23 protein-coding genes are annotated in these 19,675 nt (G+C 46.1%); 18 read left to right on the forward strand and 5 right to left on the reverse strand.

Annotated features, from left to right (window positions below):
- Positions 1-83: 83 nt before the first annotated feature.
- The gene (locus FTT89_RS01850; protein ID WP_016658363.1) at positions 84-320 is read right to left on the reverse strand and encodes a sulfurtransferase TusA family protein; all 237 of its coding nucleotides are present in this window, start codon (positions 318-320) and stop codon (positions 84-86) included.
- A 385-nt stretch (positions 321-705) separates the two neighbouring features.
- Between FTT89_RS01850 and FTT89_RS01855 the strand changes: the two genes are divergently transcribed.
- Together FTT89_RS01855 and rhlB are read left to right on the forward strand one after the other, a co-directional pair.
- Entirely contained in the window at positions 706-918 is a 213-nt protein-coding gene (locus FTT89_RS01855; protein ID WP_005177104.1) for a cold-shock protein, read from the forward strand.
- A gap of 95 nt (positions 919-1,013) precedes the next feature.
- Positions 1,014-2,165, forward strand: coding sequence for an ATP-dependent RNA helicase RhlB (gene rhlB / locus FTT89_RS01860; protein WP_005177106.1), 1,152 nt, complete (start codon positions 1,014-1,016; stop codon positions 2,163-2,165).
- 112 nt (positions 2,166-2,277) lie between these two features.
- On the opposite strand, the gene FTT89_RS01865 is transcribed toward rhlB, so the two are convergent.
- A complete protein-coding gene (locus tag FTT89_RS01865) occupies positions 2,278-2,658 on the reverse strand; it encodes a hypothetical protein (protein WP_005177108.1) in 381 nt (126 codons plus the stop codon).
- A gap of 224 nt (positions 2,659-2,882) precedes the next feature.
- Between FTT89_RS01865 and FTT89_RS01870 the strand changes: the two genes are divergently transcribed.
- The 14 genes from FTT89_RS01870 (at position 2,883) to FTT89_RS01935 (ending at position 16,103) form a co-directional block, all read left to right on the forward strand.
- The gene (locus FTT89_RS01870; protein WP_034597478.1) at positions 2,883-3,458 is read left to right on the forward strand and encodes a nitroreductase family protein; all 576 of its coding nucleotides are present in this window, start codon (positions 2,883-2,885) and stop codon (positions 3,456-3,458) included.
- A 30-nt stretch (positions 3,459-3,488) separates the two neighbouring features.
- Complete coding sequence (locus tag FTT89_RS01875; RefSeq protein WP_016658361.1) at positions 3,489-4,562, forward strand: NAD(P)H-dependent glycerol-3-phosphate dehydrogenase; 1,074 nt, start codon at positions 3,489-3,491, stop codon at positions 4,560-4,562.
- A gap of 84 nt (positions 4,563-4,646) precedes the next feature.
- Positions 4,647-5,102 (forward strand): phosphohistidine phosphatase SixA, encoded by a 456-nt coding sequence (gene sixA / locus FTT89_RS01880; protein WP_163142241.1) that lies wholly within the window; start codon positions 4,647-4,649, stop codon positions 5,100-5,102.
- Between the two features lie 33 nt (positions 5,103-5,135).
- Entirely contained in the window at positions 5,136-6,275 is a 1,140-nt protein-coding gene (gspL, locus tag FTT89_RS01885) for a type II secretion system protein GspL (protein WP_180006823.1), read from the forward strand.
- Complete coding sequence (gspM, locus tag FTT89_RS01890) at positions 6,275-6,754, forward strand: type II secretion system protein GspM (RefSeq protein WP_104488776.1); 480 nt, start codon at positions 6,275-6,277, stop codon at positions 6,752-6,754. Before gspL ends, gspM begins: the two co-directional genes overlap by 1 nt.
- Before the next feature lie 90 nt (positions 6,755-6,844).
- The gene (locus FTT89_RS01895) at positions 6,845-7,846 is read left to right on the forward strand and encodes a quinone-dependent dihydroorotate dehydrogenase (RefSeq protein WP_016658357.1); all 1,002 of its coding nucleotides are present in this window, start codon (positions 6,845-6,847) and stop codon (positions 7,844-7,846) included.
- 4 nt (positions 7,847-7,850) lie between these two features.
- The gene (locus FTT89_RS01900) at positions 7,851-8,426 is read left to right on the forward strand and encodes a CvpA family protein (protein WP_180006822.1); all 576 of its coding nucleotides are present in this window, start codon (positions 7,851-7,853) and stop codon (positions 8,424-8,426) included.
- A 24-nt stretch (positions 8,427-8,450) separates the two neighbouring features.
- Positions 8,451-9,989, forward strand: coding sequence for an amidophosphoribosyltransferase (gene purF, locus FTT89_RS01905; RefSeq protein WP_005177128.1), 1,539 nt, complete (start codon positions 8,451-8,453; stop codon positions 9,987-9,989).
- A 90-nt stretch (positions 9,990-10,079) separates the two neighbouring features.
- Complete coding sequence (locus FTT89_RS01910) at positions 10,080-11,969, forward strand: M48 family metallopeptidase (RefSeq protein WP_180006821.1); 1,890 nt, start codon at positions 10,080-10,082, stop codon at positions 11,967-11,969.
- 136 nt (positions 11,970-12,105) lie between these two features.
- Positions 12,106-12,777 (forward strand): hypothetical protein, encoded by a 672-nt coding sequence (locus tag FTT89_RS01915; RefSeq protein ID WP_180006820.1) that lies wholly within the window; start codon positions 12,106-12,108, stop codon positions 12,775-12,777.
- Positions 12,774-13,742, forward strand: coding sequence for a D-glycerate dehydrogenase (locus tag FTT89_RS01920; protein WP_104488779.1), 969 nt, complete (start codon positions 12,774-12,776; stop codon positions 13,740-13,742). Before FTT89_RS01915 ends, FTT89_RS01920 begins: the two co-directional genes overlap by 4 nt.
- A gap of 82 nt (positions 13,743-13,824) precedes the next feature.
- On the forward strand, positions 13,825-15,264 hold the full coding sequence (locus FTT89_RS01925) for a M48 family metalloprotease (RefSeq protein WP_180172642.1): 1,440 nt from the start codon (positions 13,825-13,827) through the stop codon (positions 15,262-15,264).
- Positions 15,265-15,302: 38 nt separating this feature from the next.
- Positions 15,303-15,698 (forward strand): GFA family protein, encoded by a 396-nt coding sequence (locus tag FTT89_RS01930; protein ID WP_168396467.1) that lies wholly within the window; start codon positions 15,303-15,305, stop codon positions 15,696-15,698.
- Between the two features lie 48 nt (positions 15,699-15,746).
- The gene (locus tag FTT89_RS01935) at positions 15,747-16,103 is read left to right on the forward strand and encodes a hypothetical protein (protein WP_075166807.1); all 357 of its coding nucleotides are present in this window, start codon (positions 15,747-15,749) and stop codon (positions 16,101-16,103) included.
- Between the two features lie 117 nt (positions 16,104-16,220).
- On the opposite strand, the gene FTT89_RS01940 is transcribed toward FTT89_RS01935, so the two are convergent.
- Positions 16,221-16,667: a GatB/YqeY domain-containing protein gene (locus FTT89_RS01940; RefSeq protein ID WP_005177146.1), complete on the reverse strand. Its 447-nt coding sequence runs from the start codon at positions 16,665-16,667 to the stop codon at positions 16,221-16,223.
- Positions 16,668-16,700: 33 nt separating this feature from the next.
- A complete protein-coding gene (gene rpsU, locus FTT89_RS01945; RefSeq protein WP_001136722.1) occupies positions 16,701-16,916 on the reverse strand; it encodes a 30S ribosomal protein S21 in 216 nt (71 codons plus the stop codon).
- Between the two features lie 147 nt (positions 16,917-17,063).
- On the opposite strand from rpsU, the gene tsaD reads away from it, so the two are divergent.
- Both tsaD and FTT89_RS01955 read left to right on the forward strand, forming a co-directional pair.
- Positions 17,064-18,080 (forward strand): tRNA (adenosine(37)-N6)-threonylcarbamoyltransferase complex transferase subunit TsaD, encoded by a 1,017-nt coding sequence (tsaD, locus tag FTT89_RS01950; RefSeq protein ID WP_160241428.1) that lies wholly within the window; start codon positions 17,064-17,066, stop codon positions 18,078-18,080.
- 130 nt (positions 18,081-18,210) lie between these two features.
- Positions 18,211-18,642: a GFA family protein gene (locus tag FTT89_RS01955; RefSeq protein ID WP_104484024.1), complete on the forward strand. Its 432-nt coding sequence runs from the start codon at positions 18,211-18,213 to the stop codon at positions 18,640-18,642.
- A gap of 71 nt (positions 18,643-18,713) precedes the next feature.
- Here FTT89_RS01955 and FTT89_RS01960 read toward each other — a convergent pair whose 3' ends face one another.
- Positions 18,714-19,586 carry an ATP-binding protein gene (locus FTT89_RS01960; protein WP_180108397.1) on the reverse strand — a complete coding sequence of 291 codons (873 nt, stop codon included), beginning with the start codon at positions 19,584-19,586 and terminating at the stop codon, positions 18,714-18,716.
- Between the last annotated feature and the right edge of the window lie 89 nt (positions 19,587-19,675).

Here is a 19,675-nt window from a genome sequence, read left to right on the forward strand (position 1 = left end):
ACCAATATCCTTGCAAATTAAGGAAAAAAGGTAGAGAAATGTAAAGTTTTATGCCAATGCATGCTGTTTACTTTAATTGAAAATTATTTAATTTCAATAAAGTAATGAAACTCGTTGGCAGAAATTTGTGTCAATTCACAGCCGTACTGGTGAATCTGACAATAGCGGCTGACATCTTGCTGACTATGCGGGTCAGAGGACTTGAGCAGAAAGTGTCCGGCGCCGGTTTTTTTTAAAGCGCGTTTTAGCATCAGTAAGGGCATGGGGCAGGGTTGTCCCATCGCATCAATGATGATCATTTCATCGACAGAGTTGTCCATAATCTGCTTCAATCGGGTCTTTAAAAAAGGACTCAAAATATTAGCAAATTTGGTGCCAAATCTAAAGTTTATTTGCGGTTTTTATCAAAATATAACATTGAAAAATCTTGAATTAACTCTGTCGAAAAAAGCATGAATTCTGAATAAGATAAATCAAAAAAAATCTATTATTTGTCATAAACCCGTGTTAAGCTCGATGCGTATTTAGGATTTGAGATAGGCAGTTGTTGTTTGTCGCCCTATTACAAATTGGATGTAACCGGGATTTTGTTAATAGTTATACAGAATGATTACAAGCTTAGAAATAAAAATATTTTTAAACTTTGTTTACTCTGCTGTTTGCAACACCGGGTGGTCCTTCTTTTTAATCAATGAGGATTAACTTATGACAGCTCGTGAACAAGGCGTAGTTAAATGGTTCAACGACACTAAAGGTTTTGGCTTTATTCAACGTAACGGCGGCGACGATGTATTCGTTCACTTCCGTGCGATTCAAGGCGAAGGCCACCGTTCACTTCGTGATGGTCAACGTGTTGAGTTCAGCGTAGTTAAAGGTCAAAAAGGCTTCCAAGCGGAAGAAGTACAACCTTTAGACTAATCGTTGGATTAATCTGAAAAACGCTCCATCTATTGGGGCGTTTTTTGTTTATAATATGATACGTTTTTGTGATTAATAAGTTAGAGCACATTTTTATGTCATCTGGTTTTGAAACCTTAAATTTACATCCGAAACTGAGACAAGCTATTGCGGCCTTAGGTTTTAAGGAAATGACGCCCATTCAGCAAAAGGTTTTAAAATTTACTTTGGCTGGACATGATGCCATTGGTCGCGCCCAGACCGGTACCGGCAAAACCGCTGCCTTCCTCATTAGCGTCATCAATGACTTATTGAATAATCCGGTGAAAGAGCAGCGTTTCCGTGGTGAGCCGCGTGCCCTGATTCTGGCACCGACCCGTGAACTGGCCTTACAGATTGAAAGCGATGCCAAAGAGCTGGTGAAGTTTACCGACCTACATGTAGTGACCTTGTTGGGCGGTGTCGATTTTGACAAGCAAAAAGCGCAGCTGGATAAAAACTTTGTCGACATTATGGTCGCGACCCCGGGTCGTCTGATTGACTTTGTCGAGCAAAAAGAAGTCTGGCTGGATCAGCTGGAATTTCTGGTGATTGATGAAGCCGACCGTTTACTGGATATGGGCTTTATTCCATCGGTAAAACGGATTGTGCGTTTTTCACCGCGTAAAGAGCAGCGTCAGACTTTAATGTTCTCGGCCACTTTTAGCTACGATGTGCTGAATCTGGCCCAGCAATGGTTATTTGAACCGGTGACTGTCGAAATTGAACCGGAAAAGAAAACCAATGCCGATGTCGAGCAGCGCGTATATATGGTGTCGAATTCAGACAAATATAAACTGCTGCAAGATATTTTGCGCGATGAGCCAATTGAAAAAGTCATGATCTTTGCCAACCGCCGCGATCAGGTGCGCCGTCTGTATGACCATCTGAAACGTGATGGCTATAAAGTGGTGATGCTATCTGGTGAAATTGCCCAGGATAAACGCCTGAAAATGCTGGACCAGTTTAAAAATGGCAAGCACAACATCATGATTGCCACCGATGTTGCCGGACGCGGCATTCACGTCGATGGTGTATCGCATGTGGTGAACTTTACCTTGCCAGAACAGTCAGATGACTATGTACACCGTATTGGTCGTACCGGTCGTGCTGGTACGCGTGGGGTGAGTATCAGTTTCCTGGCCGAAGATGATGCCTTCTATTTGCCAGAAATTGAAAAAGCCATCGGGCAAAAACTGCCATTAACCCGTTTAGATGGTTATTGCTAGACTTTACTATGTCGTGTTGTTGCTGAGGCAGCTACCCGCATCAAAATGAAAAAATGGATCAGCTCCAAAGGACCTGATCCATTTTTTATTGCATCTTTTGATTACGTTCAGATTAGTTGGCCTGACAGCGGAAGGTGAGTACGGTCTGATAATCATCATCCTGTGCCAGCTGGGCATTACGACCCGAGATGGTGCCGAGCACAGTCGCGGCAGCCTGAATCATCTGTCCGGTCTGTTCATCGACCACGCCTTTTAAAGCGCCGTTATAAGTGGTCTGTTCATCGACCACCACCGGTGTAGCGCGGCTACCACAGGTTTTGTTGGCCGCACTAATCGCATTGTTTTTGGAGATGATATTGCTTTTACCTAAACCGGTGACTTCGTACTGATTATTTTCTTTCTGAATTGCCAGCGAAGAGGTCGGGTTTGAAGCACAGGCGGTCAAAAATAGCGCAGCGGTGGCTGCAGCACTTAAACCAATCAGCTTGTTCATGTGTGGTCCCCATATTTTATTTGTTGAATCAGTCATCTATCTAAACATATCTGCACTTTTAGAGTTTGTAGAAGCTGTAAAGAAATGCAGTTTTATATAGTGGCTCTGTGACAGACAAGCCGGCCATTAAAACTCAGGATTTATACAAATAACCCAACGCAAATAGAGTAAATTCTGTGGTTTATGCTAATCTTGAGGCAGATTTTATAGATAGATATAAGCCAATGACGGATACAATGGAAGCTACGGTTCATCAGAATATTCATCAACGTCAGTCGATTGGGCATCTGGTCGAGCCGGCACCGAATGCAGCGCAGCTGGAGCGTGCCTTTCAGGCAGCCTTGACCGCGCCTGATCATCATCGTTTAAAACCGACCCGTTTTGTGGTGATTCCGGCAGAGCGCCGCGAAGCTTTTGGCGAGTTGCTGGTACAGGCTCTGGCCGATTTAGGCCAGACCGATGCGGTGCAGCTGGAACGTGTGAAACATCATCCTTTCCGGGCGCCATTACTGGTGCTGGCACTGACCAAATTCCAGCCGCATCCTAAAGTTCCGGATTTTGAGCAAACCTTAAGTACCGGGGCGGCGGTACAGAATTTCCTGCTGTCTTTGCAGGCCCAGGGCTTTGCCAGTATGTGGCGCAGTGGTGCCGTGGTTGAATCAAAATTATTGAAAAAAGCTTTGAAATTAAATGAAGATGATTTAATTTCAGGCATCATCTATATTGGAACTGCCGCAAAAGCGATTGCGCCGCGTGCGGACATTCAGACTGACGCCTATGTCAGTTACTGGACGGAATAAGCATCGCATACGGCTGAGGATATAAAAATAATGTCAGAATTGAATTTTGCCAGTCTGGTAGAACCGGTCAATATTGATCAGAAAACCGCATTAAGAATTACCGTCTTGGGTGGGGGCAGTTTTGGTACCGCCATGGCCAATACCGCGGTGCGTAACGGCTGCGATACCATGATCTGGATTCGGGATGAAGCCACCGCTGAAGAAATTAACCGCACTCATATCAATAAACGCTATTTGCCAGATTTTCCTTTAGAGCCGGGCTTAAAAGCAGTGTCGGATCTGGAACTGGCGGTACGCGACCGCGATATTATTTTGGTCGCCATTCCAAGTCATTCTTTTCGTGATGTGCTGAAGCAGATTAAGCCGTTTATCACCTCGCAAGCGGTGGTGTCCCTGACCAAGGGCATTGAGGCCAAAACCTTCTGCTTTATGAGCGATATTATTCGTGCAGAATTGCCAGAAGTGCCGTATGGCGTGCTGTCTGGCCCGAACCTGGCCAAAGAAATTGTAGCCGGGCAGCCCGCCGGAACCGTGATTGCCAGCCAGTCAGAACTGGTGCGTTATGCGGTGCAGCAGGCACTGCACAGTGCTTTATTCCGTGTATTCGGTAGTGATGATGTACACGGGGTGGAACTTGGCGGGGCGTTAAAAAATATTTATGCCGTGGCCATGGGCATGGCTGCCGCGTATAACGTCGGTGAAAATACCAAAAGTATGATTCTAACCCGAGCCTTAGCTGAAATGAGCCGTTTTGCGGTCAAGCTGGGCGCCAACCCGCTGACGTTCCTTGGTTTGTCAGGTGTCGGTGATTTATTTGCCACCTGTAGCAGTCCATTGAGTCGTAATTATCAGGTGGGGTATGCACTGGGCAAAGGTAAAACCCTGGAACAGGCCACACAGGAACTGGGCCAGACTGCAGAAGGGATTAATACCATTGTGCAGGTCAAAGCACGTTCTGAAGAGCTGGATGTGTATATGCCAATTACCAGCGCCTTGTATGATGTGATTTATGAAGGACAGCCGCCGCTGACGATTGCACTGGCACTCATGAAAAATGGCCATCGTAGTGATGTAGAGTTTGTATTGCCGCATCATGAAGTATAAATTGGTTAAAATATGACAGTTTGATGAACCGAACTGTCATATTTACTGCTTATAATGCGGACAAAATGAAATAAGGAAATGTATATGCAATTGACCCTAGTGCGTCATGGTGAAGCTTCACCACCCGTGCATGGTAATGATATTAAACGTCCCCTGACCGAACGTGGGCATACCCAGGCACAGCAAACGGCAGAGTATTTAAAAGATCTGATCCGTCCGGATGTGTTTGTGGTTAGTCCGCTGTTACGTGCCCAGGAAACGCTGGCGCATATCCAGACCTATTTTAAAGATGTGCCTGTGGTGATCTGCAATACCATTAAACCGGATGATGATGCGACTCAGGCTATTGAGTGGTTATCGCATTTGCCTTATGAATCAATTGCCGTGGTGTGTCATATGAATGTGGTGGCACATATTGCAGAGCAGTTAACCGGGGAATCTTTCCATCCTTATGCGCTGGCAGAAGCGCGTATTTATGAGCAGGCGGTCATTGCTGCAGGTTTATCGACACAAATAAAAAGTTTTATTCCAGACGCATAACAACACACTTTATTTCATGGCAGTACAATAACAATGTTGCAAATATGGATGCCGGAAGCCAATGGGGTTTGGCAATGGTCGAGCGGGGAGTACTGGGTTCAGGCCAATACCCTTGAAGACCTGATTCAGGCGATACAGCTTCATCAGGGTGAAGAAGCAGTGGTGTATTTCCCGAGCCGGGATATACAGATGCTGCAACAGCAGATGAACAAGGCCCAATACAAGCAGCTGGGGCCAGAGGGGATTAAATTCCTGCTAGAAGAGTTTGTGGTATTGCCAATTGATGCCATGAAAGTGCTGCATCATTTTCAGCAGCCGGACCGCCTGACTTTACTTGGTGTGGCGCAAAGCCATGTCGAAACCTTGCAACATGCTTTGGCGCTATTGCCGGTCAAAGTCACGGCCTTATTGCCAGACTTTTTATTGCTGCCGGTGCCGGAGCCTGATCATATTGTGCTGGCCAATGTCTGTGGCCGGTTGCTGGTACGTGAAAATGAATATCTGGGCAGCTCGGTCGATGATCTGGCTTTATTTCTGGATTATCAGGCGCCTGAACAGCGTTATCAGATCAGTAATTTTACCGCCGAACAGATGCACAGTATTGAGGCTATCAGCACGCATGAGCAGTTAAGCTCTTTCCATTATGAAGTGCCGGTGCTGAAAAAAGTCAAACAGCATCCTTTTAATATTTTACCCAAAGCCAAAAGTGAATCGGGCATTTCGGGTTACTGGAAAGCCTGTGCTGCGGTATTTTTGGGGATTTTGGTGGTGCAGTTCAGTTATGATGCCACGCGCTGGTATCAGTATAAAAAAGTCGCGAATCAGACCGCGGTGCAGGCGATTGATCAGTTTAAATACTGGTTTGGGCAAAACTATCCGGTCACCGAGCAAAATATTAAAAGCCAGTTTGAATATCAGTTAAAACAAAGCCAGACTGCCGATACCCAGGCCTTACAGCTGCTCAGTCGGATCGGGCCGGTATTGATGCAGAATCAGATTGTGGCCAGACGGGTCAATTATGATCTGTCCAGTCTGAATATGGAATTACAGGCCAGCTCTGCAGCCAGCTTGCAGGCATTGACCCAGCAATTAAACCAGCTGGGATTTAAGGTCGAGCTAGGTAATATTCAACCGGCCGCCAACGGCGCAATCGGACTGGTGAAAATACAATAATGAAAGCAGTAGAAAAAATTCAGCAGCGTTGGGATCAGTCGCTGGAAAAATTAAATGACTATTTAGATACGCTGAGCTTGCGTGAACGGATCATGGTGATTTTTACCGGTATTTTTGTACTGGTGGCCGCCGTCGGATCGGCGCTGTGGTATATGCACGGCGCAGCAGATCAGCAGCAAAAACGGCTCAATACCTTAAAAGATCTGGTGGTGTGGATGCAAAGCAACGCCGTGACCATGAAGCCGGCCGGGGATGTACAGCTCAGCAGTCTGGAAAAAGTACAGCGCGTGGCACAGCAGCAGGGTTTGTCGGTGGCATCGCAGCAGTCGGGTGAAAAAATTCAAATTGTAAGCAGTCATGCACAATATTCTGTGCTGGCCAATTTCCTGACCCAGCTGGCACAAATAGGATTAAGCATTGAAAAAATGGAATTAATTTCCGATGCCGGGCAGATTAAATTAACGGCGACAGTGCAATAACCGGTAAAAATAAACAATGGTCAAGCATGGTGTTTTCAACAATCTGGGCCTATAATAGGCCGACTTAAAAAGCCGTAGACTTTTGCCGATATGTTGTATTCTCTTGCCCGCCCTTTGTTGTTTTCTTTGGCACCGGAGCGTGCACATGAGCTCACATTATCTTTATTAAAATCAGGTCATAAAATGGGCCTGATGCGTCAGCAGGTGGCAGCAAAACCGGTCACCTGTATGGGTATTGAATTCCCGAATCCGGTAGGTCTGGCTGCAGGCCTGGACAAAAATGGTGCCTATATTGATGCACTGGCCGCTCTAGGTTTTGGTTTTATTGAAATTGGTACCATCACCCCGCGTCCGCAAGCCGGTAATCCACATCCGCGTCTGTTCCGTTTACCGCAGGCCAAAGCCATTATTAACCGCATGGGCTTTAATAATGATGGCGTCGATAAGCTGATTGAAAACGTCAAGGCCGCCAAATTTAAAGGCGTACTGGGGATTAATATTGGTAAAAATGCCGATACTCCGGTAGAAAAAGCGGTTGATGATTATCTGATCTGTTTAGAAAAAGTTTATAATTACGCCTCTTATATTACGGTCAATATCTCATCACCAAACACCAAGAATTTGCGTAGTCTGCAAAGCGGCGATGCCCTGACCGAGCTGTTGCAAACCTTGAAACAGCGTCAGTTGGCGTTGGCCGAAGAGCATCAGCATTATGTACCGTTGGTGCTGAAAGTCGCGCCAGATCTAGAACCGTCCGATATTGAATTTATTGCCCAGCAATTACTGCAATTTAAAATTGATGGTTTAATTGTGACCAATACCACCTTGTCTCGTGAAGGGGTAGAGAATTTGCCACATGGCGATGAAGCCGGTGGTTTATCGGGTGCGCCAGTATTTGAAAAGAGTACCGCGTGTCTGGCAGCCTTTGCCAAAACCTTAGAGGGCAAAATTCCTTTAATTGGTGTTGGTGGTATTCTTTCAGGTGAGCAGGCAGTTGCGAAACGCAATGCCGGTGCAACTTTGGTACAAGTGTATAGCGGTTTGGTCTATACTGGCCCGGAACTTGTGAAAGATTGTGTAGACGCACTTTAAAGTCATGAACGCCATCGATATCTTTATACTGATTATTCTGCTCATTGGAGGGCTTAACGGTTTGCGTCAAGGATTTATTAAAGCCTTTGCGAACTTGGTCGGTTGGATTTTTGCCCTGATTGTGGCGGCAAAATATGCTTCCGTTCTAGCGCCTTCAATGACCGCTCTCAGTGCTGATCCGGTGGTTCAGAAAATTGCGGCCTTTGCTTTTATTGTGTTGGTGATTGTGGTGCTGACCTGGATGGTGAGCGCATTATTAAACCGCATCTTGAAATCGCTGAAACTGGGCCCATTAAATCGTTTAGCCGGTGGTGCGTTTGGTACCCTCAAAGGTCTGCTGATTGTGCTAATTGCCATTCAGGGCATTGGGCCGTGGGTCGAAAGTTCGCCGCACTGGAAACAGTCCAAATTTATTCAAACCCTTTTACCTTATGCGCCTTGGGCCACACAAATGTCCAAAGATGCCGCCAATGAGGCTTTACAGCACATCAAATCAGAAGATGCTCCGAAATCTTCTGGTTCTTCATCTGAACCTGAACGAAAGGACGCAGATGAGTCAACGAATAATCCTTTTTATTAATCCTAGCTGGTCTGCGAGGTTGCTATGTGTGGAGTAGTTGGTATAGCTGGTAAATCACCTGTTAACCAAATGTTGTTTGATGCATTAACGATGTTACAACATCGGGGACAAGATGCAGCTGGGATTGTCACTTGCCATGAAGGTCGCTTGTTCTTGCGTAAAGACAACGGCATGGTGCGTGATGTATTCCATACCCGTCACATGCGTGCCTTGCTGGGCAACTACGGGATTGGTCATGTGCGTTATCCGACGGCAGGTTCATCTAGCAGTGCAGAAGCGCAGCCGTTTTATGTGAACTCGCCGTACGGTATTACGCTGGCGCATAACGGTAATCTGACCAATGCCGAAGAAATTCATGAAGACCTGTTCAAGACTGATTTACGTCACATGAATACCGATTCAGATTCAGAAGTACTGTTAAACGTTTTTGCCCATGAATTACAAAAACGCGGCAAGCTGGAGCCGGCAGCAGAAGATATCTTCCATGCGGTAACGCGTGTGCATGAGCGTTGTAAAGGGGCTTATGGCGTGGTGGCCATGGTGACCGGTCAAGGGATTGTGGGCTTCCGTGACCCGCATGGGATTCGTCCGTTAATTTACGGTTCGCGTGAAACCGATGAAGGCATGGAATACATCATTGCCTCTGAATCGGTGGCAATTACGGCACTGGGCTTTAAAGTCGAGCGTGACCTGGCACCAGGTGAAGCCATCTTCATTGACTCTAACGGCCAGATGTTTACCCAGCAGTGTGCGGCGCAATCTGAATATCATCCATGTATTTTTGAATATGTGTATTTCGCGCGTCCAGATGCGACCATTGATGGTATTTCGGTATACAAAGCCCGTTTAAAAATGGGTGAGAAGCTGGCGCAAAAAATCCTGCGTGAATGGGGGGAGGAACACGATATTGATGTCGTAATTCCAATTCCAGATACTTCGCGTACTTCGGCCTTGGAACTGGCCAACACCTTAGGTGTTAAATTCCGTGAAGGCTTTATGAAAAACCGTTATATCGGTCGTACCTTCATTATGCCAGGTCAGCAGCAGCGTAAAAAATCGGTACGTCAAAAGCTGAACCCGGTTGAGCTGGAATTTAAAGGCAAGAATGTGTTACTGGTAGATGACTCGATTGTGCGTGGTACCACCTGTAACGAAATTATCCAGATGGCACGTGACGCTGGTGCCAAACGCGTATTCTTCGCTTCAGCGGCACCGATGGTGAAATATCCAAACGTGTATGGTATTGATATGCCGGCTAAATCGGAGCTAATTGCCTCTAGCCGTAGCGTTGAAGAAATTCGTGAAATTATTGGTGCTGACCGTCTGATTTTCCAAGATCTTGAAGATTTGAAAGCTGCAGTACGTACCCATAAAGTGCCAGAAGTGAATGATTTCGATTGCTCGGTGTTTGATGGGGTTTATGTCGCAGGCGGTATTGATGAAGCCTATCTGGATAATCTTCAGCAAAAACGCAGCGATACAGCTAAAAAGAAAAAAGACAATTATATCGATGTGAATATTGATGCTGCATCGGTAGATTTGACTGGTTTGAAAGAAGAATAATTCTTGTAAAACTGGCAGGAAAAGCGGGAAATTCCCGCTTTTTTCATTTATGATGTCGCCTAAAGACAATGTAATTTAAGGAAATTTACATTGAAAGATGTAGGTTACTACTTTATTAAAAACAAGAATATGATGTGGTCTGCAAGCCTGTGTCTGCTTGCGGTCATCCTGACCATTTTTATTTTAAATACTGTACTGGGTTTGCTGGTGCATTATATTGATGCTTCGCAGTCCATTTACTGGCATAGCTTAAGTCCTTATCTGGTCGCGGTGCTGCTGTCTTTAATGGGTATTTCCATTGCCATTGAATTATATATTTTCCGTTCTGGCGGCCACTCACTGGCCAAGCAGCTGTGTGCGCGTCGTTTAAGCCTGATTGAAAGCACGCCGGAAGAAAGTGTTGCCTTAAAAATTACCGAGCAGCTGGCCGATACCTTTGCGATTGATACCCCGGCGCTGTATGTCCTGCCGGATGAAGTCGGGGTAAATGCACTGACCGCCGGTTTTTATCCACGCGATATTGCCATTATTCTGACCTGGGGCGCCTTGCAAAACCTGGATGAGCAGGAACTGTATGGCTTGCTCAGTCATGAGTTTCATCAAATTTTAAGTGGTGAAACTGCGGAAAATACCAAGCTGAAAATTCTCTACAGCAGCCTGACCACGTTTAGCCAGTGGGGCAGTAAAGTGGCCAAACTCGGCTTTGGCAAGCAGTATTACAACACCGCTTATGCACCTGCCACGCCTTTTGTTGCACTGGGCGGCATGATCTGGCTGATTGGCAGCTTAGGCATGCTGATTACCCGTTTTATTAAATATTTAAACCTGAGCGGGCGTACCTTTAAAAACGACCTGAAAACCAAACGTTTAATCCAGAACAATGCCAATATTCAAACCCTGCTCAGGATTTATGTGCATCATGCCGGTTCGCAAATTCACAGTGAATATTCGGAATCGATTGCGCATATGTGTTTTGCCAACTCGCTGAGTCCGCAAAGCTGGTTGAATATCCATCCGAGTATTGATGCGCGGATTTATGAGTTAAATCCGGCACTGGTGCAGGATCTACAACTGGAAAACCTGAAAAAGCTGCGCAGCCAGCCCTGGTTTGGTCTGTTTCGTTCACTGGAAGAGGTCAATGGTGAATATTATGCGCCGTGGAGTTCGCCGCAACCTTTGCCTTTATTGCGATTATCCCCGATTAGCTTTGCCATTAAAGATGCAATCAAGCCGCTGAAACCGGAAATCCGCCGTAATATGCCGCGTCCGGAACTGATCCAGCGTGCCTTGCAGACGGCCACTGGTTCGCGTGAGGTGATGATGGCAATTTTAATGATTCGCCAATACCGCGAATTTATTCCGCCTGAAGTAGAAGTCAGCCGTGCCATTGTCGATGCCTTGTTAAATCTGGATGGTCGGGTGCATATCTCCATTTTTCTGGAAGCCTGCCAGAATATTGGCGGTATGCCGGCCAGTATCGCGCGGCAGTTTTTGACCAAGCTGGCCAAAATTATTCAGGAAGATGGGGAAATTGGACTGCTGGATGCCTTGCTGCTGGAGCGGGTCAAATCCGAGTTGAACCTGCTGCCGCTGCATACCCCGACGGCGTTGGATGAAGTTAAACCGCAAATTGTACGTTTAATTGATGCCTTGCTGCATGTGCAGCAGATCAATAGCGGCAACCAGCTGGAAGTGCGGGAGAAAATTTTACAGCGCGTACTGACACCGTATGAAATGTCGCTGTATGAAGAAATTTCCGATGAGCCAATTGATCTGTCAGAAATTCTGAATGATATGGCCGGGCTGTTGTTGCGTGACCGTTTAAGTATTCTGGGTATTGCTGAAGCCTGTTTGTGGAATGACCGGATTATCACTCAGGATGAGCTGGATGTACTGGAGCTGCTGTACTGGCGTTTAGGCTTTGCCACCGAAGAAATGGTTGAGCGTATGCAGAAGAAAAACAGTTTAATGATTATCTAAGCACTCTATTTCTGAGCGCGGTAGGCGGATCGAGTCATCCTCATTGAGCAGCTTTGATATGACTGGATGCAGAAAGCACAGCAAAACCGGACTAATCCGGCTAGAATAGCCCTATGGACATAAGTGACGATAGCAGATGATTGGGCATCAACGTGAGATTTTGGCAAGTTTGGGAATTGATATATGGATTCCCCGGGACGTTGCATCTCAAAATTTGCCAGCATCTTCCTTATGGCGCGATCAGGCCCCGGCAGAACTGCTGACTGAAATTGTCATGCCGGCAGCTGTCGCGGCGACGGCGCCTCAAGATATTGCCTTACAGCTTAGACAGCCTGTTGCGGAACCACAAGTCTCTCCGCAAGAGAATCCAGTCGAAAGCCCGGCAGAATCTGTCACGCCTGCGGCTCTGGTTGAAGTGCAGCCTGCCTTACAGATTGATGCATTCCATTTACAAGCCATTGCTACAAAACAATATACGATTGTGCTGGATGCCACCCACATCAATGAGTCGCAGCAACAGTTATGGCGCAATATCCAGCGTGCGGCACAGGCAGAATTTTTTGAGCTGAATTGGCCCTTTGCTTTGCCTGAGCTGCAAGATGGCCGGGCGGTCTCGGTGTATGTGCAAGGTTTTCTGGATGCGATTGCACTGGAGAAAAAGATCATTGTGCTGGGGCAATTGCCTCATGTACAGTTAGCGCAAGCTACAGCGTTGCCCGCTTTGGCCGAAATGCTGGAACAGCCATTATTGAAAAAACAGCTATGGCAGGCTATGCAAGATAAAAAACACATGACGGATCAGGAATGAAACAAAAAGTTATCGCATTTAGTCAGGTTGATCAGGACGTTTTAAGCCAGCTGAAACAGCAGTATGACGTGGTAGAAATTAGCCCGAAACTGGGTGATGTTAATGAGCAGATTCGTGCTCATGTCCAAGATGCTGATGGCATGATTGGTGCGGGGCGTTTGCTCAATGCCTCTAACCTGACGGGTGCAAGCCGTCTTAAAGTGGTTTCCAGTATCAGTGTCGGTTATGACAATTATGATGTGGACTATCTGACTGAGCAAAAGATTTATCTGTGCCATACACCGCATGTGTTAACCGAAACCACTGCCGATTTGGCTTTTAGTCTGTTAATGGGAGCCGCGCGTCAGCTGGCCTATCTGGATCGCTGGACCAAACAGGGCGAATGGAAACGTACCGTTGGCCCGGCCCAGTTCGGTCAGGATATTCATGGTAAAACTTTAGGGATTATTGGTCTGGGGAATATTGGTGCCGCCATTGCCCGTCGTGGGCGTTATGGCTTTAACATGAATATTCTGTACCATAACCGCCGCGAAAATCTGGCCCAGGCACAGCCTTTAAATGCGCAATATCGCAGTCTGGATGAGCTGCTGCAACAGTCGGACTATGTAGTGGTCGCGGTGGATTTAAACGCCGACTCGACCGCTTTAATTGGTGCGCGTGAATTTGAGCTGATGCAAAAGCATGCGGTATTTGTGAATATTGCCCGTGGTTCCGTGGTCAATGAACAGGCCTTAATTGAAGCGCTGAAACAGCAGAAAATTTTTGCGGCCGGTCTGGATGTCTATGAAAAAGAACCGCTGCAAAGCTCGGAGCTCTTTGGTCTGGACAATGTGCTGACCTTGCCGCATATTGGCTCAGCGACCGCAGAAACCCGTAAAAAAATGGCCTGGCTGGCCTATAAAAATCTGGTGGATGTGCTGGAAGGCCGGCAGCCGGGCTACGCGGTCAATGGCGGATTTGCGTAAAACTTCCTAACACTTCGTTGCATATTTCTTCGATATTGAATGCTATATTCAAGACACGAGCAGATAATTTGAGAACGGCAATTTGAAACGGTTGTTTTTAGCAGGCAGTTTAGGCCTGCTTACAGCATTCACTTCGACACATGGGGCAAACTTCACCACTTCACCACAATTTAATGTGCCAGAAATTGGCGCAGGGGTGGGGCTGATCGATCAGCAAAAAGAACGCATGATTGGTGAAAAAGTCTATCGTGAAGTGCAGCGTCAAATGCCGGTGGCGCAAAATCCGTGGCTGGAAGACCAGCTGTTCTCGGTCTTCTCGCATCTGCTCAGCCAGACCCAAATGGGCCAGCCCATTGGTCTGCTCATTATTAATGATCCGCAAATTAATGCCTTTGCCGTGCCAGGCGGTCTATTTGCCTTAAATACCGGTCTGGTGACTTCTGCGCGTAATATGGATGAAGTGGCCGGGGTGATGGCGCATGAAATTGCCCACGTGACCCAGCGTCATTATAGCCGTTCACAGGAAGCTTTTAAGGGACAGGGTCTGCTGGCACTAGCAGGTGTGCTGGTGGGTGCATTGGTGGCATCCCAGGCCGATGGTGATGCCGGTGCTGCCGTGATGATGGGCTCGCAGGCCGCATTAATGGATAAGCAGCTGACCTATAGCCGTAATCAGGAACGTGAAGCCGACCGGATTGGCATGCAATATATGTATACTGCCGGTTATAACCCGCAAAGCATGGCTGATTTTTTTGAGGTAATGCATCGTGCCACCAGCCGGGTCAGTTTCCTGCCGGATTTCTGGTTTACCCATCCGCTGACCACAGAACGGATGAGTGAAACACGTTTGCGTGCCAATCAGTTGCCACGAGTGAAATCATCATTACGTGATGAAGAATTTGATATTTTAAAACAGTACACCTTGGTGGTATCCAATCAGGCGACAGAGCAGCAATTACAGGTCTTGGCCAGCCGCAATAACTTTGCTGCACAACTGGCTTTAGCGGCTTTTTATACCCGGCAGGGAGATTATGCCTTGGCACAGCAAACCCTGGATCAGGCCAAAAATCATCGCCGTTTACATCATCTTATTAGTTTAATTCAAACTGACATCTATTTAGGGCAGAATAAGCTGAGTGAGGCTTATAAAGTGATCAGTTCACCTGCGCGGATTATGCCAGAGAATCGGGCCTTGAATTACAAGCTGGCTGAAGTGCTGATCCGGCAGAATCAGCCGGCTGAAGCACAGGCACTGGTGCAAAAGTTCCTGAACCGGAATGAGCGTGATTTAAGTGCCTGGCGTTTGATGCAGCAGGCCGCCAATATTGATCGTAGTTCGCCATTACGCACGGTGAATGTATTGCGTTATCGTGCAGAACTGCAATACTGGTCTGGATGGGAGGAAGAGGCGATTAAATCCTTGTTGCATGCCCAGCGTCTGGCCAAAGACAATCAGGCCATGACTGCTAAACTGAAAACACGTACCACAGAAATGCAGCGGGAACGACAGTTCAAAATTTAACAGCATGAAAAATCATAATAACAATAAGGAGAACAATGATGTTACAGGGACAATGTTTATGCGGGCTGGTGTATTACCATTATCAGGCCGACCTGGAAAAGACCATTTTATGTTTTTGCCAGCATTGCCAGCGTGCGCAGGGGGCCATGCTGGGCTGGAATAGCCCGATTGATCAATCCAAATTTCAAATTGTACGCGGACAGCAATATTTAAAAGAATATTTTCACAGTCCGAATAAGGCGCGGGTGTTTTGTCAGGAATGTGGTAGCCCGATTTATTCTTATCGTTTAGATTTGCCGGGGGTTCTGCGTTTGCGTTTGGGAACGGTGACTGAAGGCTATGTGCCGGCGCCGACCGAACAGGCTTTTGCGCATCGAAAACCGCAGTTTTTGCAAGTCAGTCTGCTGGAAACCTCTATAAGGCATGGGGTTTAAAATGCTAGAATTCTAGCTCCTGGCTAAATAATGATTTTAAATAACGCGATGAAAAAATTATGGATGGGCATATTGCTCTGGGGGAGTCTGTCTGTGGTCCAGGCAGCGAGTGTGGAGCAGTATGTACTGGCGGTTGAGCAGATTAACCAGAGTTATAAGCAGCAGACCCGGCAGTTTTTAAAGGGCTTGAATCCGCAGCAATCGGGTTTTAGTCCGGCGCAGCAACAGCAGTTTTGTGGCATTGTGCAGAATTATATTGATCAGCTGTATAGCGCTGCAGATGAAAACCGTGCCTATCTGGATCCGCAATATCGCAACATGACCAAGCAGGATGTGGCCCAGCAGGTGTATTCATCTAAAGAAATGCAGATGCTGAAAAAATATCAGGTCAATTGTGCACACTGATAGAAGTGACTCAAGAACTGCTTAAAACTTTAGGCAGTTTTTTTATTTTCGGGAAAATAAACTGATACAGCTGTTGATGCTGTTCGGGGAGGAAGTGAGGCGTATGCCTGACTTGAATTAGCTTAATTTGGCTTTAATTTTGGCAGATACTTGTGCAGGATCGGCGCGCCCGGCTATGAGCGGACGCAGAGAATTCATCACCTTACCCATATCTTTCATGCTAGTAGCTTCTTGCGCTGCAATCGTTTGCGCAATGATGGAATCAAGTTCTTCCTCAGTCATAGCTTCTGGTAGAAACTGAGATAACACCTCAATTTCGGCTTGTTCCTTACTAGCTAAATCTTCTCGGCCAGCACCTTCAAAGGCTTTAACCGATTCTTTACGTTGTTTAATTTGCTTTTCAATGACCGCAAGAACCTGAGCATCGTCAAGCTCTTTGCGCTCATCGACTTCGATTTGCTTAATTGCCGCCTGTAGACTACGAATGACCGTTAACTTGTCCATTTCTTTAGCGCGCATTGTCGCTTTCAAAACGTCAGTAATCTGGCTTTTTAAAGTAGTCATGTTTTAATCCAGGCAGTCAATCACAAATTAATCTTAGTAAAGGCGAGTAGTACGTACTGATTCACGCGCCAATTTCTTTTGGTAGCGTTTAACAGCAGCAGCTTTTTTGCGCTTACGTTCTTGAGTTGGTTTTTCGTAGAATTCACGCTTACGTACGTCAGCTAAAACACCTGCTTTTTCGCAAGAACGTTTGAAACGACGGATAGCTACGTCTACTGGTTCGCCTTCTTTCAATTTAACTTGTGGCATGAAGAATCCTCATTAAGTTATGGATAAGATCTGGGGCCGAATTGCCCTCGATCACAAGTGAAGGTCAGTATTTTACTCATTTACATCTCATATCACAAGTCTATAATAGTTCCCGCAATAAATTTGATACAGGTTATAGGCAGTTTAATGATCGTTTTAGGCTTAGAAACATCGTGTGATGAAACAGGACTCGCGCTGTACGACAGTGAGTTGGGTTTACGCGGACAGGTGCTGTATAGCCAGATCAAACTGCATGCCGAATATGGCGGCGTGGTGCCAGAACTGGCCTCACGGGACCATGTGCGTAAACTGATTCCATTAATGAACGAACTGCTTGAGCAAAGCGGTGTGAAAAAATCGGATATTGATGCCGTGGCCTATACCCGCGGTCCGGGCCTGATGGGCGCCTTGATGACCGGGGCGCTGTTTGGTCGCACCTTGGCATTTGCCTTAAATAAACCTGCGATTGGCGTGCATCATATGGAAGGGCATATGCTGGCACCGTTATTGTCTGCAACGCCGCCTGAATTTCCATTTGTTGCACTTCTGGTTTCAGGGGGGCATTCACAGCTGATGGCCGCGTATGGCATTGGTCAGTATGAACTGCTGGGTGAGTCAATTGACGATGCCGCCGGTGAAGCTTTTGATAAAGTGGCCAAGATGATGGGCTTGCCGTATCCGGGTGGACCGAATATTGCCAAACTGGCCGAGCAAGGTGATCCGAATGCTTTTGCTTTCCCGCGTCCGATGCTGCATCAGGATTTAACCTTTTCCTTTAGTGGTTTAAAAACTGCCGTTTCGGTACAGATGAAAAAACTCGGTGATGAAAACCGTGATGCCGATATTGCCGCCAGTTTCCAGGAAGCGATTGTCGATACCTTGGTAAAAAAATCAGTCAAAGCATTAAAACAGACGGGTCTAAAACGTTTGGTGATTGCAGGTGGCGTGAGTGCCAACAAGCGTTTGCGTGAACGTCTGGAAGCTGATTTAGCCAAGATTAAAGCCACGGTTTATTATGCAGAGCCTGCGCTGTGTACCGATAATGGTGCCATGATTGCCTTTGCCGGTTATCAGCGTTTGAAAGCAGGGCAGCAGGATGGCTTGGCGGTAACCACAACGCCACGTTGGCCGATGACGGAGTTAAAAAATCCTGAAGCGGTTTAAAGATAGATAGGAAAGGGGCGGAAAGCCTCTTTTTTATTTTTATCAACATGATAAACCTTGTTGAAGGTGTTCGAGTTTATTTAAACTCTATGCCAAACTACGAATTAAAAATAAGTTGTGAGAATAAAAGATGTATACGGGACGTTGTTTATGTGGACAGGTTAATTTTTCCATTCAACAGAAAATTCATACAATTTATCATTGTCATTGCAGTTTGTGCCGAAAGCAGAGTGGTACTGGTGCAAATGCTGCAACCTTAGTTCTTCAGCAAAATTTTAACTGGGAATCCGGTAAGAATACTGTCCATACTTATAAGAAGGACAGTGGCTTTACCTCATCTTTTTGTACTCAATGTGGATCCCCTGTACCTAATCAAGTGGGAAAAACGGATTATATGTGGATTCCTTTAGGTCTACTGGAAAATAATCTTCAACCAGAGCGGCGATTAAATTTTTGTCTTCAGTCGAAAACTGCTTGGATACCCACAATCGTTGCAGATCAGGATTATGCTGAATTACCAGAGTGGACGGTATTAGCATCACATTTTCAGTCGGATAGTTGATATTTTAGATATGCCATTTAATAAGAAAATGCCCAATTAAGTTTATTGGGCATTGAATGAATTGAAACATTTTACAAAGATTTTAACTGCGCAGACCCAATCCAGTGCTTCGAGAATTGATAAGCGGCACGACCAGAACGCTGCCCACGCGCCTGACACCAGCGTAAAGCTTCGGCACGCGCTTCAGCGGTGAGTTCCATCTCCGCCTTTTGCAGATAATGCTCGACAATTTCTAAATACAGATTCTGATCCATTGGATAAAACGACAGCCACATCCCGAAACGATCGGACAGCGAAATTTTTTCCTCAATCGCTTCCTGTGGATGCAGCTCGGTATATTGCGGCACATCTACTCGTGTTACCGGTGTATTCTCATGCATAAACTCAGGTAATAAATGCCGGCGGTTACTGGTGGCATAAATCACAAAATTACTTGAACCGGACTGTAATGAACCATCTAGCACGCTTTTTAAAGAACGATAATTTTCATCTTCGGCGTTAAAGGCCAGATCATCACAATAGACAATAAATTTTTCCGGCCGATCTGCAATCAGCTTCTGAATTTCAGGCAAATCCGATAAATCATCACGTTCAATTTCAATTAACCGTAACCCTTGTGCTTCATACTCGGTTAGCAGGGCACGCACAATGGAAGATTTTCCGGTACCACGTGAACCGGTAAGCAGTACATCATTGGCCGGTAAGCCTTTTAAAAACTGCAAGGTATTTTGAATTACTTTTTCTTTTTGTTTTTCAATGCCTTTTAAATCTTCCAGATAGATTTTTCGTGGCTGGTAAATGGCTTTTAACTGTTGATCCTGCCATTTAAAGGCCGATGCAGAAAAATCGGTGGCTTGCTTGAGTTCAGGCAAATGTTGCTGGAGCTGCTGTAAAACGGTTGCAAGCGAGGTGAGAATATTATCGGGTAAATCAATATGCGCCATGATTATTCAGCTTTTCGGTCTAGGTCAAAAGATTATCGGGTGCACAAACGACTGTATACCAAGGCGAAATGATTTAGCAATGAAAACAT

Source organism: Acinetobacter sp. YH01025, from assembly GCF_013420185.1.
GTDB classification, from domain to species: Bacteria; Pseudomonadota; Gammaproteobacteria; order Pseudomonadales; family Moraxellaceae; genus Acinetobacter; species Acinetobacter indicus.